Below are 14,057 nucleotides of genomic sequence, written 5' to 3'. Positions count from 1 at the left end.
GGCGCACAGGGCCCGCAGGGCCTCAGACGTACGGCGAGTACGCGGGCAGATCCAGCTGACCGTTGCCGGACAGGCCGATCACGATCACCTCAGGTTCGGTGACGGAACGCGCGTGAGCGATCGCACCCGCAACTGCGTGGGTGGATTCCGGAGCCGGGATGATGCCCTCGGCGCGGGCGAAGATCAGACCGGCGTTCAGTGCATCGTCCTGATCGATGGCGATGGCATCCATCAGTCCCAGATTGACAGCATGGGAGACCATCGGCGACATACCGTGGTAGCGCAGTCCGCCGGCGTGGATGGCCGGGGGAACGAAGTCCTTGCCCAGGGTGTGCATCTTGAGCAGTGGGGTCAGGCCGGCAACGTCACCGAAGTCGTAGCGGTACTCGCCCTCGGTGAGGGACGGGCAGGCCGACGGCTCGCAGGCAACCAGACGAGTCTTGGTGCCCTCACGCAGATTCCGTCCCAGGAACGGGAAGGTCAGGCCGGCGAGGTTGGAACCGCCGCCGGCGCAACCGAATACGGTGTCAGGGATGGCGTCGCCGGCTTCTTCGAGCTGAACCATGGCTTCCTGGCCGATGACGGTCTGGTGCAGCATGACGTGGTTCAGGACGCTACCGAGTGAGTAGTGCGTGTTCGGATCCTGCGCGGCAACCTCGACTGCTTCGCTGATCGCCATGCCCAGGGAGCCCGTGGTGTCAGGGTGCGATTTCAGCAGTGCGCGACCGGCTTCCGTCAGATCCGACGGCGACGGGTGGCAGATTCCGCCGTAGGCCTCCATCTGGATGCGGCGGTACGGCTTGGAGTCGAAGGACGAACGGACCTGCCACACCTCGACGTCGAGTCCGAGCAGCGCGCCGGCGAAGGACAGCGACGCGCCCCACTGGCCGGCACCGGTTTCGGTGGTGAGCTTGGTGGTTCCCTCGATGGCGTTGTAGTACGCCTGAGCTACAGCGGTATTCGGCTTGTGCGAACCGACGGGGCTTACGCCTTCGTACTTGTAGTAGATGCGGGCAGGCGTTCCCAGTGCTCGCTCGAGGCGGTGTGCGCGGAAGAGCGGGGAGGGCCTCCACATGCCGTAGATCTCGCGGACGGTCTCGGGGATCTCGATGTACCGCTCCGTCGACACTTCCTGCGCGATGAGATTCATCGGAAACAGCGGTGCCAGGTCCTCAGGACCGAGTGGCTCGCGAGTGCCCGGGTGCAGGTGCGGGGGAACGGGTTCGGGGAGGTCGGCCGCCAGGTTGTACCAGTGCGTCGGAACCTTCGACGGGATGGAAACGCCCAATGGTTCGAGCGAACGGTTGAGTGGGGTGGTGGTCAACTAACTCTCCTTCATGGATTTCGGTACCTGGTTCGCGGTATCGGGTGATCCAATGCTGGAGCGTTGCGGACCACCCGATCTCGTCTGGGCAGCACACAGTTGCGGCTGACCGTCAGCGGTCAGGCCACCAGCTGTGCGGGGCGGGGAAGGTCACGAGCCGATGGTACATCGAGTGCCCGCATGGTTGCTGAACCGTCTCGGTCTGTGGACTGGGCGAGGATCGAGTGAGCACGGTTTGTCTCGAGTGAGCATGGACTTCAGCAGGCAGGAAACCGTGCTCACTGTGCAGAAAGGGTGCTAGCTCCGGCACGTACCATGAACCCGACAGATGAACGAGATGAACGGAGGCGCAGTTGCGATGGCAGGCCTGACCTCGCGCGAGCGGATGATCCGCAGCGCCGTCGAGTTGATCAGCCGCAACGGCATCGACGCGACCTCGTTCAACGACGTGATCAAGCACAGCAGCGCCCCGCGCGGGTCCATCTACCACCACTTTCCGGGCGGCAAAACCCAGCTGATGGTCGAGGCCGTGCAAGCTGCAGGCGCCGTCATCACGCGTCGGATCAGTGCGGCGTCGGCTACCGGATCGCCGGCCGACATCATCGATGCAGTCGGCGATATCTGGCGTCGCAACCTCGCGAACTCCGATTTTGCGATCGGCTGTCCGATCATCGCCGGTGGGCTCGCCCGGGCGAGCGAACCCGAAGTTGCGCAGGCCGCTGCCGAGGTTCTGGCGGGTTGGCAGACACTTGTCGAGACCGCGCTTGGTGAGGCAGGCTCACCGCCGGATCAGGCGCGATCGATGGCAAATCTGACCATCGCCTCGATCGAGGGGGCCGTTGCGCTGTGTCAGACGACGCGCAGCATCGAGCCCCTCGAACGAGTGATGGCAACCCTGCAGGATCTGTCGGAAATTACTGTGGCGCACCGATATTAAGTTCGTCCGGATGTGCGCCGACGCGAGTGCCGTCGTCGAGCGTGGCGATTTCGCTTAGGTCGAGTTCGGTGAGTTCGAAGTCGAACACGTCGATGTTCTCCGCGATGCGGGCATCGTGCACGGACTTCGGAATGACGATGAGGCCGTTCTGCAGATGCCAGCGGATCAGTACCTGCGCGGCCGACTTGCTGTGCCGATCACCGATTCGGGTGATGATCGGGTCCGTCAAAAGTGTGTTCGGCTTCGACGCCGGACCCCATCCCGCGTTACTGGTCCCACCGAGTGGGCTCCACGACTCGACCGCAATTGCGTGCTCGGCAGCCTTGGCGCGAATGGCGTGCTGGGGGAGATGGGGATGCAATTCCACCTGGTCCACAGCGGGAAGCAGCCCACCTCGGTCGACAAGAAGTTGCAGGTGGTGGGGTTCGAAGTTACAGACGCCGACGGCTTTCGCGCGGCCTGATTCAGCGATCTTCTCCATGGCGTCCCAGGTGCGGAGCAGTCGTTCCTTGTCCTGGAGCGGCCAATGGACGAGGTACAGATCGACGTAGTCCACGCCCAATTTCTTGATGCTGGTATCGAACGCTGCCAACGCCGGTTCGTAGCCCTGATCGGAGTTCCATAGCTTTGTGGTCAGGAAAACGTCCTCACGGGCAACGGATGATGCCGCGATGCCGCGTCCTACGCCCTCTTCGTTGCCGTACGCGGCAGCGGTGTCGATGTGGCGGTAGCCGGCGTCGTCGAGCGCAAAGCGCACGGCGTGTTCGGTTTCGTCGTTGGTGGCCTGCCAGACTCCTAGGCCGAGTTGCGGGATCGTGGTTCCGGAATTCAGGCTGATGTCGGGGATGCTCATGTATTCAGGCTAGCGAGGCTGCAGGCGGATTGCCTGGCATCATGTATTCACGTGACCCGAATCCGAATGTTTGCCACCGACCTCGACGGCACCCTGCTGCGCTCCGATCGAACGATTTCGGAGCGGACGGCGCAGGCGATGGAGAGCGCACGCCTGGCGGGAATCGAAGTGGTGTGGGCGACGGCTCGGGCTCGGCATTCGGTGCATACATTGGCGAGCTCATGCGGGTTCCGGGGCAAGGCCGTGTGCGCCAACGGTGCTGTGATTCTTGATCTTGCCGACGGTACCCCGAAGATCGTCGACACTGTATCGATCGAAACATCCTTGGCAGCAACAGCAATGGAACAAATCCGCACCCTCGTTCCCGGCGTCGTGTTCGCGAATGTCGGGCCGACACAGTTCTTTGCGGAACCCGAATACGCTGCGCTGTGCGACTTCACGGATCACCACAGGCACGTCCACGAGATGGTTCTTGCCGATACGTTGCCGCTGGAGATCGAACCGATGGTGAAGATTGTTGCCCGGCATCCGGACGTGTCGAGTTCCGATCTCTACCGAACCGCCGCGGCAGCCGGAATTACCGGCGTCGAACTCACTCATTCCGGTGCCCCGTACATGGAAATGGCGGCATCCGGGGTGTCCAAAGCCAGTGCACTCGCACAATTGTGCGCCGCTGAAGGCATTGACCCGTCGGAGGTCGCGGCCGCAGGTGACGCCGTCAACGACCTGCCGATGTTGATGTGGGCAGGTACCGCCTTGGCGCCGTCGAACGCGCTACCGGAAATTCTCGAACTTGCAGACCGAGTGCTGGCGAGCAACGACGAGGACGGGGTGGCGAGCTACCTGGAGGAATTGGCGTCTTCGAACCACGGCTAACTCGCCAGTCTGGTGTGATCGCCGCCGGCGGCATGCTGCGCTAACAGTTTGATCGCATGCTCGACTGTCGCGGCGAGAATGTCCTCCGGCTCGCCGCTGAATACCTGTTTCTCAGTCTCGGCGACACCATGATCGACAACCCCGAACCACACTGTTCCAGGATCTTGGTCCTCCTGGGGTTCTGGGCCTGCCTCCCCGGTGACGGCCAGAGCCAGCGTGGCACCCATCAGGGTTGCAGTGCTGTGGGCCATGACTCGCACCGCGTCTTCACAGACGACGGGGCCGTCCGGAACGTGGAGCACGGAATGCTTGACCGCCGGACTGTACGCGACAATCCCACCACTGAACCAAGACCCGGCATCGGGCGCCTTTCCCAGGTGCGCAGCGATATTTCCGGAGGTCAGCGACTCTGCTGTTGCGACAGTCAAACCGCGTCTTGTTGCTGCGGTTGCCAATTGCTCACATACGTCGTCGAGGCCGCGTTCAATGGGGAGTTCAGGTTGCGGATCGGTGCTCACCTCTATTGTCCTTTCAGTTCGCAGAAGAAGTGTGAAAACGTTCCCATACCCGGTGCGTTTTCAGCAGTTCTGTTACGGCGGTGACTGCTTCCTCCGGGGTCGGGGCAACTACCACCCCGAATGCCGAGTCGTCGATTCCGGCAGCCCCCAGTGCAAGAATACGGGAATGTTGTTACCTACCAAGTCGAATACACCTTCCTCGGTGTAGAACTTGGTCGCGAACCCGCGAGTGTCGCGCACAGTATCGGCTGAGCCGCGTGAGCCCAGTACCGTCGAGAAGCGAGCGAATGTGGGGTTTGTGTTCCTTTGGCAAAAAGTGCTGCCTTGCAGATACTTTCGTCGGATCCGTTCGCGACGGAGTTGCCGTGAGCGGCAGCCCCACACGCATGCACAACCCGCTCGGGAATGCGCTCGTGATCGAAGTGAGTGATCTTCTCCCGGAGATGATGATCCTGAAGGAGCGTCGGACCACGTTCGCTGACGGTCAACGATTGGTCGGTCTTGTAGAGGTGAGTTCCGATCGCAGTCGTGAGAAATTCGCCTTGTTGTGCCCGGCCGTGGCTGTCCGTCGCGGGCTCGGCTCCTGCGACAGTACGTACTTCGGGCTGTCTCTGATCTTCTTCAGGAGACAGCGGCGGGCGTGGTTGGACGGGCTCTCGGAGGTCCGGCGCCCTGGGAGCAGGTGCGCCTGGGATGTACGGTGATGAAGGCATCGGACAGCCCCTTCTGTTCGTCACACATCGTGCGAAGAGAATTCCTCTGACAGAGCCCTACCCAACAGATGATTCGACAAACATGGTGCTGCTGAGAACCGGTCGTGTTGTTATTCGACCATCGGTAGTGGACGCGAGGCGCGGCGGCAATTTCAGCCCGTGACGGCTTTCGGTCCGAAGCCCACACCACAATCTGTCATGAACTCCGTGAATACGCGATCGAACCGGTCCGGGTAGTCCAGGTGCGGGAAATGTCCTGCGCGGGGGAAGATTTCGACACGACCCAGGGGTAGTTCGGCGCGGGCGTTCTCGGTGTGCGCGTTGGGGATGATGGTGTCTTCGGCGCCCCAGACCAAGAGTGCCTGCAAGTTCTGGAACTTCGCGAAATGTGGTGTAGCGGCCACGGTTTGGCCCTGGTAATTGATCACCGAGCGGGCAGTGGCAAGGAAAGCCTGCCGGGTTGCGGCGTCGGATACCGTCGCAAGGCTCTTGCGAGCTTCACTGGCGCTGGCACCCAATTTGAACAGCCCGATCTTGTTGAACAGTTCGAGAGCTTTGTCGGTGACGTCGGTCAGCGTCTTGGACGCCAGGACGGGAAGAACCAGTTCGCTGCCGGGCAAGGTTGCGGCCCGAAGGAGTGGGCTGACTTCGGGGCCCAGGCCACCGCTGGCCACCAGGCACAGGCGCTCGACGCGGTCGGGGAACAGATACATGGCTTGCATGGCAACACCGCCGCCGAGGGAGTGGCCGACCAACGTGGCGGAGGGGATGTCGAGTGCTTCCAGGAGATCGCGCACGGTCGCGGCGTGGGCACTCAGGGAGTAGTCGCCGGCCGGCTTGTCGGACGCTCCGTGCCCGAACAGGTCGGGTGCGATGACGCGGTAGCGCCGCGACAGCGTCTCGATCTGCGGTTCCCAATTGGTATGTGCGCCGAGAAGGCCGTGGATCAGGACGACAACGGGGCCTTTGCCCTGGTCGACGTATTTCAGCTGGTCACCGTGCAGTACAACGGTCTGCAATTGATCGGTTGCCATGGTTGAGCCTTTCGGAGCGGCCGGTTTGTCCAGCGCTCGCGTGTTGTGATGGCCGCATCTCCGCCCCGACGCGGATTCACGGTATTTGTGACCGGGAGTTACCCCAGTTCCCTCAGTATGCCCATTGCAGGTCGTCCTGTCGTGGTCATACCGGGTGTTGTGACGAACCGCGATTGCTGTTGCGGCGGGAGACGTAGAACTCACTTGGCTGCGGATCAGGCAAAATCCTCGAGCTTTCCGAAGGTCAGGCCAACATCCCAGGGATGGACGTTCCACGTCTGGATGGCTGTTGTGGCGAAGATGCCTGCCGCTTCGATGGTCTCCTGCGACGCCGGCGCCGCGACGGAAACCCCTGGTTGATCGCTGGGAACCTCAGGCCAGACGCCGGTATCAGCGGGTGCGGGTGCTGCCTCCATGACGGCATTGGCTGCGCCGTCCTCGCTGATCACGGCAAACAGACAATGCGGCTGCGCTGGAGCGTCCCAGCCGCCCTGTTCTACCAGCCAGAATTCGCTGCGCGCCGCAGCGGAGAGAGCAACGTGTGCGAGTGCCAGCTCGAGTTCGTCCCACGGATCTCCGTCGACGGGGATGGGTTCGCCGAGTTGGAACGATCCGGCGGCTGCGGCGTTGTCGGCAGAGGCGAAGCGCGGTTGCACCGACAGGGTGCCAGACTGTGTGTCCAGGAAGGCAATTTCTCGAGATCTGTTGTCCGGCATCATGGTACGGGCGATACGTCCACGACCGAGCAGCTCGGCAAGACCTTCGGGATTATCGATGCTCCACAGACGGGTCTCGTCCTCGGACCAGGTGCGGATCATTCCACTGACGACGGGACTGATCAATACGGGTTCGAGATTCGTAGTGTCACTCTGTTCACTCATCGCGCGCTCCCACCGAAGTTCGTACCGCCGGACGGGTGCCAGGGGACTCTCGGACAAGTATGCCGCCTCGCGCTGTGCGCCTTTACTAACCGCGGACGGTTGGTAAAGGCGCACAGTAGGCGATCACATATGCGTGCCGCCATCGATTCGGATTTCGGTTCCGGTCACAAATGAGCCGTCCTCGGATGCGAGCATCGCGATCACGCCTGCCACCGCGGACGGGGGAGCAAAACCGTCACCGATGGCCGGTAGCAGCTTGCCGAGCAACGTGTAGTCGATATCGGCGGGGAATCCGGGGTCGGACGTCATTCCCGACGCGATGCTTCCTGGCGCGACGGCAACGGCACGCAGTCCCTGCTTGCTGTATTCGAGAGCAAGTGCATGCGTAAAGGATTGGATACCGCCCTTGGACGCCGCATAGGCCGCCATGTACGGGTGGGCAAACGTCGCGGAGGTGGAACTGAAGTTGACGACAACACCGCTGCCACTTTCCAGCAGAGCGGGAAGCGCCTCGCGTGTCATGAGAAAGGTACCGGTGAGGTTGACGCCGATGACGGTGTTCCAGAAGTCGAGCGACATCTCGTGGGTGCGTTCGGAGCGCAGAATTCCAGCGGCATTGACGAGGACGTCCAAACCACCGAGTGCCGTGATCGCAGAACCGATCTGTTGCCGAACGGAGTCCTCTTTCGAGATGTCGACGGTGACGACGGTGAGGCGGTCGCCATGGCCGGCGGCAGCTGCTGCGGCTCGAGTGAGTTCGAGTCCTGCTTCGGAAATATCCGCGGCAACGACGGTGCCGCCTTCTTCCAGGATTCGAGCCACCGTGGCTTGCCCGATGCCGGACCCGGCACCGCTGATGAGGATGCGCTTGTTGTCGAATCGGTTCATGAAAAATCTCCGGTCTGTGGAAGAAAACGGCGCTGCTACTTTTGATTCTCCGGAGAAGAAAAGCTCGAAACCAGGGGTTATCCCATTGAGCGAACACGTGGCAGTCGACGCTGAGCGAACCAGTGGCAGTTAACGCACTGCCGCAATCCAATTTACGTACAGCGCAAGGCTGTACGTAGCGCGGCGCTGGTCGGGTCACCGCGAGATGAAAGGAGGAATCCTGCTCGCCGACCATGCATTCCCCAACCGCCATGAGTCACGGGTGGAGCGAGTTTGACGCCAAAGCTCTTTGACCGTATTCCTGCTGCGAGGTCTTCGGCGAGCGTTAGGGCGAAAGATGCAACTTCGTAACGTGATCGTGCTGTGTGCTCGACACAAAAGCCCCCTCGGCCTTTGCGAGGCTGAGGGGGCTTCGGGTGTCGTTGCTACAGGCCTGCGGCCGTTGCCAACTCGGGCAGGTATGCACTCGGCTGGCCGAACAACTGCGCGCTGCTGTGCGCGCGCTTGAAGTACAGCTGAGCGTCATGCTCCCAGGTGATGGCGATTCCGCCGTGCAACTGAACGGCTTCGGAGGTGATCTGCTGGAAAGCCTCGGAGCAGTAGACCTTGGCGATCGCTGCGTCACCGACTGACTGTGTGGCCACTGCGGCGTAGGTCATGGACCGAGCCGTCTCGACCAGCGTGTACATGTCGGCCATCCGGTGCTTGAGGGCCTGGAAGGACCCGATTGCGCGACCGAACTGTTTGCGAGACTTCGTGTATTCCACCGTCTGTTCGACGATGGCTGCGGCAGCACCCACCTGTTCGGCGGACAGTGCAATCAAGACAACCGTTCGGATGCGATCGACCAGATCCGCAGACCATGCGAGAGGCCGCCCGCGAACACCGGAGAACGTGACCTCCGAGAGCGTCCGCGTCGGGTCCATGGTGGGGACGCGTCGGCGGGAAACACCTTCGGCTTCGGGATCGACTTCGTAGAAGCCGTCGGCCGTCAGCACCAGTAAGGTGTCGGCGACGTGTCCGTCGAGGACATAGGCAGCGGTGCCGTTCAACGCGTCTTCAGTGGCGGAGACTCCGAAGGAATCCCAACCGCTCGCACCCGCCCAGCACAGTGCAAGTGTGCTTTCGCCGGCAGCAACGCCGGGGAGCAGACGCGAGCAGGCGTCGGCATCGCCCGAGAGCAACAGGGCCTGCGCAGAGAGAATCGCGGAACCCAGCATCGGCGACGGCGTCAGCGTGCGTCCGAGTTCTTCCTGGACCACATGAACTTCCGCCAAGCTTGCTCCGACGCCGTCGAACTCCTCGGGAATCGCCAGTGCGGCGACGCCGATCTGCTCACACAGCTTGCTCCAGAGAGCGGCGTCGTAGCCGCTGTCCGTGGTGATGGCGGTGCGGACGGAAGCTGAGTCTGAATGCTTGCTCAGGAGGTCGCGTACCGACGCGCGCAATGCTGCCTGGTCTTCGGTGTCGATGCTCATGACGCAACCAGGGATGCGACGACCCGGGCGCGGTGCTCGGACGGAGTGCCCCACGCGGTAAGCAATGCTCGTACCTTGGTGAGCCACAGCGAGAGATCGTGTTCCATCGTGTATCCGATGGCGCCGTGAACCTGGAGCCCGACGCGAGCGGCCTTGTAGGCGGCGTCGCCGCAGGCAACCTTGGCAGCGGAGATGTCACGCGAGGCATCGGCCGACTGATCGCGCACCGACAGCGCGGCACCGTGTAGGAGCGGGCGAGCCATTTCGAGAGAAACGGCAACCTCGGCCAAGTGGTGCTTCATGGCCTGGAACTGTCCGATGACCTTGCCGAACTGCTTGCGCTGCTTTGCGTATTCGGTGGTGACCTCGAGGAGAGTCTGCCCGAGGCCCTGAAGCTGAGCAGCAGTGGCGAGGGCGCCCATGTCGAATGCGGCGGAGAAGTCGGCGGAGCCGAGCGACTCGCCGGCGGATACCTCGAAGAGCTTGCGCGAGAGGTCAACCGACGCCTTGGCTTCGCCGGGAACGCCGAGGCTGACTTCGCCGTCCTGTGCCAGCAGAACCAGGTCAACAGAGTTGGCATCGAGCGCAAACGGTGTGTGCGGGGGAGCTGCGACCGTGGCGAGCGAACCTTCGGCAAGAGCGGAGAGGCGCTCGGGTGCAACAGAAGCCAGCAGAGTCGGTGCTACTGCGATGGTTTCGACGACCGGGCCAGGTACCGCATGGCGACCGAGCTGCTCGAGAGCAACAACCAGGTCGACGGCGTCGGCGCCCAGGCCGTCATGCTCTTCGGCGATGACAAGTCCGTTGACGCCGGTCTCGGCGAGGCGCTGCCACAGCTTCTTGCCTGGTGCGGTGTCACCGTCGTTCCAGGATCGGATGACGGCGGGCATGTCGGACTTGGTGAGCAACGCATCGATGCTCGCAGCGAAGTCCTGGTGGGAGGAGTCGAGCGCGAATCTCATCGGTCCGCCTTAGGTAGGCCGAGCAGACGCTCAGCGATGACATTTTTCTGAATCTCGTTGGTGCCTGCGTAGATCGGGCCGGACAGGGAGAACAGGTATCCGTCCATCCAGTTGTCGGCCAGTTCAGCTTCGGGGCCCTGCAGTTCGAGGGCGGTCTCGTGGGTAGCGATGTCCCACTCGGACCAGAAGACCTTGTTGATCGAGGACTCGGCACCGAGTTGTCCACCGTCGGCGAGACGGGTGACGGTCCCGAACGTGTTGAGCTGGTAGGCGCGAGCGCCGATCCAGGCGTCGGCGACCTGATTGCGCAGAGCGCTGTCGTCCGTGCGTCCGCTGGCCTTGTACAGCTCGAGAAGGCGGTCGACGGTCGCGAGGAAGCGGCCGGGGCTACGCAGCGAGAGGCCACGCTCGTTGCTGGCGGTGCTCATCGCGACGCGCCATCCTTCGTTGACGCTGCCGATCACACCGGACTCACCCGGGTTGGCCGGGTCGTCGGGAACAAAGACGTCTTCGAGGAAGATCTCGGCGAAGCCGGGCTCACCGTCGAGCTGATCGATCGGACGCACGGTGACGCCGGGCGAACGGAGGTCGAACATGAAGTAGGTAATGCCCTTGTGACGCTGTGCATCCGGATCGGAGCGGAACAGGCCGAAGCCCCAGTCCGCGTAGCTGGCGCGTGAGCTCCACGTCTTCTGGCCGTTGAGCAGCCAGCCGCCGTCGACCTTCTTCGCGCTCGAACGCAGGCTGGCGAGGTCGGAACCGGACTCGGGTTCGGACCAGGCCTGTGCCCAGATGTCGTCGGCGCGTGCCATGCGCGGCATGATGCGTGCCAGCTGCTCGGCGTTTGCATGTTCGAAAAGTGTGGGAGCCAGCAGGAAGATGCCGTTCTGGCTCACGCGTCCGGGTGCACCCGAGCGGTAGTACTCCTCCTCGAAGATGACCCACTCGAGCAGTGACGCGTCGCGTCCGCCGAGTTCCTTGGGCCACGAGACAACGGCGTAGCCGGCGTCGGCGAGAGTGTGCTCCCACTGACGGTGCTCTTCGAAGCCCTCGGCGGTATCCATCGACTTCAGGGGAGTGGCGGGCACATTCGCCTCCAGGAACGAGCGGACCTCGTCACGGAATGCGGTTGTGGCGTCGTCGAATACGAGATCCACTAGTTTGTTCCTTCCTGCGGTGTGCGAGCACTGGCAGCCATAGCTTTGGCGTCGAGACCACCAAGCGAGTCTTTGCCTACCTCGGCGTTGTGAGCGTGAGCGAAGTGATGCAGACCGAAGACGGAATCGATGCCGTTACGCATCCCCATCTGATCCTCACACTGGTTGACGGCCTTCTTGGTGAGTGCCAATCCGAAGCGCGGCATCTCGGAGATGCGTTCGGCAAGTGCAAACGTCTCCTTCTCGAGATCGTCGCGGGAAACAACGCGGTTGACCATGCCGATTTCGTAGGCACGTTGCGCGGTGAATCGATCGCCGGTGAAGAGCATTTCCTTTGCAAATCTCGAGCCCACCATCCACGGATGGGCAAAGTACTCCACACCGGGGATGCCCATGCGGACAACGGGATCGGAGAAGAACGCGTCGTCGGCGGCGACGATCATGTCGCAGACCCACGCGAGCATCAGGCCGCCCGCGATGCAGGCGCCCTGGACCATGGCGATGGTGGGTTTGGGGATCTCCCGCCACCGGCGGCACATTCCCAGGTACACCTCCATCTCGCGCGCGAAACGTTGGTCACCACCGGGCTTGTCGACGTGATCCCACCACATGGCGGCTTTGTTCTCGTACTCGACGTGATGGTCGCGGCCCGGAGTTCCCAGGTCGTGTCCCGCACTGAAGTGCGGGCCGTTGCCTGCCAGGACGATGACTTTGACGTCGTCGTCGTCGACAGCGCGCTGGAAAGCGGCGTCGAGTGCGTACGTCACTACCGAGTTCTGGGCATTGCGGTAGTCGGGACGGTTCAGGGTCACGACGGCCACAGTGCCGCGGACCTCGTAGGTCACGACATCGGCTTCGAAAGGAACGGTCATGACTGTTCCTCGCGCAGAACTGTTTTGAGGACCTTGCCGGAGGGATTACGCGGGAGGTGATCGACGAAGCGCACTTCGCGCGGCACCTTGAATCCGGCGATCTTCTCCTTGAGGAAAGCGATGACGGATTCTTCGGTCAGTCCGGCACCGTCGAGCTGAGCGATGTAGACACGGCCCACCTCACCCATCCGGTGATCGGGAATGCCGATGGCAGCCGATTCGTGGACACCGGGCAGGCGAGCCAGCATTCCTTCGATCTCGGCGGGGTAGACATTGAAGCCACCGCTGACGTACATGTCCTTGAGACGGTCGGTGATGTCGAGATATCCACGCTCGTCGAGGGTTCCGACGTCTCCGGTGTGCAGCCAACCGTCGGCGTCGACGGCCTTGGCTGTGGACTCGGGATCGTCGAGATATCCGAGCATGACGTTCGGTCCGCGAAGCAGGATCTCGCCCTGGTCGCCGATCTTGACCTCGAAATCAGCCGTCGCGCGGCCCGAGCTCGTGGACACCGTGACCGGGTCGTCGTCGGTGCGGCACATGGTGGCCACCACTGCTTCGGTCAGGCCGTAGGCGGTGAGAACGGCGTCGAACAGTTCGCTTTGCATGCGCTCGACCAACGCGACGGGAACCGGAGCGGCGCCCGTGATGGCGATGCGCAGCGACGAGAGGTCGTACTCGCCGCGGCGAGGGTGATCGAGGATCGTCTGGTAGATCGTCGGCGCGCCCGGGAGGATGCTGACCTTCTCACGGTTGATCAGTGACAGGGTCTCGTCGATGTTGAAGACGGACACCGGCACGATGGTTGCACCGTTGAGAAGGCAGACCAGAATTCCGGCCTTGTATCCGAAGGTATGGAAGAAGGGGCTGATGATCAGGAAGTTGTCATCGGCAGTGACCTCGGCATTGTCTCCCCATGCCTGTGCGACGCCGATCGACTGGCGATGAGCGCTGATGGCGCCCTTGCTGCGACCCGTCGTACCGGAGGTGAAGAGGATGTCACTGACATCGTCGGGCGTCACCGCTGTAGCCCGAGCGTCGGCTTCGGTGCGGGTGTCGTCCGTCGCGAGGGCGAGGAAGTCCTCGAACTCGATGACGCCGGCGCGAGCGTCGTCGCCGTCTACCGGTACGCGGATCACCGTCGGAATCGACAGGTCGGGATTAGCGTCGAGCAACTGCTGGTATCGATCGGCCTTGAGGAACTTGCCGACGACTACCAGGGCAGCCGCGTCGACGCGCTCGACGATGTCGAGTGCCTCGGTGCCCGTGTATCTGGTGTTGATCGGGATAATTGCTGCTCCGGCGTACTGCGCGCCCAGCAGTGCAATCACCCAGTGGTGGGTGTTGGGCGCCCAGATGACAACACGGTCGCCTGCCTTCACTCCACGTGTGATCAGTGCGCCCGCAAAATCACGAACACGCTGGTGCAACTGTGCAAAGGTCAGTCGGGTGTCGCCATCGGCAATTGCCGCGAGCTCACCGAACTCCTCGGCGGCCCTGATAAGGGCTGATGGGATGGTTCTCGGTTGATCGGTCACTGGACTCCTACCTGACACGCTACCTA

The 14,057-nt window shown here is 62.6% G+C and carries 13 protein-coding genes and 1 pseudogene; 2 read left to right on the top strand and 12 right to left on the bottom strand.

Going from position 1 to position 14,057, the window contains the following annotated elements:
* Positions 1-22 precede the first annotated feature (22 nt).
* Positions 23-1,324, bottom strand: coding sequence for a TrpB-like pyridoxal phosphate-dependent enzyme (locus FEZ60_RS08085; protein ID WP_033232418.1), 1,302 nt, complete (start codon positions 1,322-1,324; stop codon positions 23-25).
* 358 nt (positions 1,325-1,682) lie between these two features.
* Between FEZ60_RS08085 and FEZ60_RS08080 the strand changes: the two genes are divergently transcribed.
* A complete protein-coding gene (locus FEZ60_RS08080; RefSeq protein ID WP_172935988.1) occupies positions 1,683-2,261 on the top strand; it encodes a TetR/AcrR family transcriptional regulator in 579 nt (192 codons plus the stop codon).
* Here the strand turns inward: FEZ60_RS08080 and FEZ60_RS08075 are convergent.
* Entirely contained in the window at positions 2,239-3,114 is an 876-nt protein-coding gene (locus FEZ60_RS08075; protein ID WP_045068533.1) for an aldo/keto reductase, read from the bottom strand. The genes FEZ60_RS08080 and FEZ60_RS08075 overlap by 23 nt on opposite strands.
* A 51-nt stretch (positions 3,115-3,165) precedes the next feature.
* Between FEZ60_RS08075 and FEZ60_RS08070 the strand changes: the two genes are divergently transcribed.
* Positions 3,166-3,990 (top strand): Cof-type HAD-IIB family hydrolase, encoded by an 825-nt coding sequence (locus FEZ60_RS08070; RefSeq protein ID WP_033232415.1) that lies wholly within the window; start codon positions 3,166-3,168, stop codon positions 3,988-3,990.
* Here FEZ60_RS08070 and FEZ60_RS08065 read toward each other — a convergent pair.
* The 10 genes and pseudogenes from FEZ60_RS08065 to FEZ60_RS08015 all read right to left on the bottom strand — a co-directional run bounded on the left by FEZ60_RS08065 (position 3,987) and on the right by FEZ60_RS08015 (position 14,031).
* A complete protein-coding gene (locus tag FEZ60_RS08065) occupies positions 3,987-4,508 on the bottom strand; it encodes a CinA family protein (RefSeq protein WP_045068535.1) in 522 nt (173 codons plus the stop codon). The genes FEZ60_RS08070 and FEZ60_RS08065 overlap by 4 nt on opposite strands.
* A gap of 159 nt (positions 4,509-4,667) precedes the next feature.
* Positions 4,668-5,221 (bottom strand): annotated as a pseudogene (locus FEZ60_RS08055) (catalase); the annotation flags it as partial.
* A 152-nt stretch (positions 5,222-5,373) separates the two neighbouring features.
* Entirely contained in the window at positions 5,374-6,255 is an 882-nt protein-coding gene (locus tag FEZ60_RS08050) for an alpha/beta fold hydrolase (RefSeq protein WP_092806198.1), read from the bottom strand.
* A 215-nt stretch (positions 6,256-6,470) separates the two neighbouring features.
* The gene (locus FEZ60_RS08045; RefSeq protein WP_033232412.1) at positions 6,471-7,136 is read right to left on the bottom strand and encodes a hypothetical protein; all 666 of its coding nucleotides are present in this window, start codon (positions 7,134-7,136) and stop codon (positions 6,471-6,473) included.
* A gap of 123 nt (positions 7,137-7,259) precedes the next feature.
* A complete protein-coding gene (locus tag FEZ60_RS08040) occupies positions 7,260-8,024 on the bottom strand; it encodes an SDR family NAD(P)-dependent oxidoreductase (RefSeq protein WP_033232411.1) in 765 nt (254 codons plus the stop codon).
* Positions 8,025-8,449: 425 nt separating this feature from the next.
* The gene (locus FEZ60_RS08035) at positions 8,450-9,502 is read right to left on the bottom strand and encodes an acyl-CoA dehydrogenase family protein (protein WP_033232410.1); all 1,053 of its coding nucleotides are present in this window, start codon (positions 9,500-9,502) and stop codon (positions 8,450-8,452) included.
* Positions 9,499-10,464 carry an acyl-CoA dehydrogenase gene (locus tag FEZ60_RS08030; RefSeq protein WP_033232409.1) on the bottom strand — a complete coding sequence of 322 codons (966 nt, stop codon included), beginning with the start codon at positions 10,462-10,464 and terminating at the stop codon, positions 9,499-9,501. The genes FEZ60_RS08035 and FEZ60_RS08030 overlap by 4 nt, the downstream gene beginning before the upstream one ends.
* Positions 10,461-11,621, bottom strand: coding sequence for an acyl-CoA dehydrogenase family protein (locus FEZ60_RS08025; RefSeq protein ID WP_033232408.1), 1,161 nt, complete (start codon positions 11,619-11,621; stop codon positions 10,461-10,463). The genes FEZ60_RS08030 and FEZ60_RS08025 overlap by 4 nt, the downstream gene beginning before the upstream one ends.
* Positions 11,621-12,493 carry an enoyl-CoA hydratase gene (locus tag FEZ60_RS08020; RefSeq protein ID WP_033232406.1) on the bottom strand — a complete coding sequence of 291 codons (873 nt, stop codon included), beginning with the start codon at positions 12,491-12,493 and terminating at the stop codon, positions 11,621-11,623. Before FEZ60_RS08020 ends, FEZ60_RS08025 begins: the two co-directional genes overlap by 1 nt.
* Positions 12,490-14,031 carry a FadD3 family acyl-CoA ligase gene (locus tag FEZ60_RS08015; protein WP_033232405.1) on the bottom strand — a complete coding sequence of 514 codons (1,542 nt, stop codon included), beginning with the start codon at positions 14,029-14,031 and terminating at the stop codon, positions 12,490-12,492. The genes FEZ60_RS08020 and FEZ60_RS08015 overlap by 4 nt, the downstream gene beginning before the upstream one ends.
* Positions 14,032-14,057 lie beyond the last annotated feature (26 nt).

The organism is Rhodococcus sp. MS16, assembly GCF_013277795.1.
Lineage (GTDB): Bacteria > Actinomycetota > Actinomycetes > Mycobacteriales > Mycobacteriaceae > Rhodococcus_F > Rhodococcus_F globerula.
Note: the sequence above shows the minus strand (reverse complement) of the source record. Positions and strands in the feature narration are given on the sequence as shown.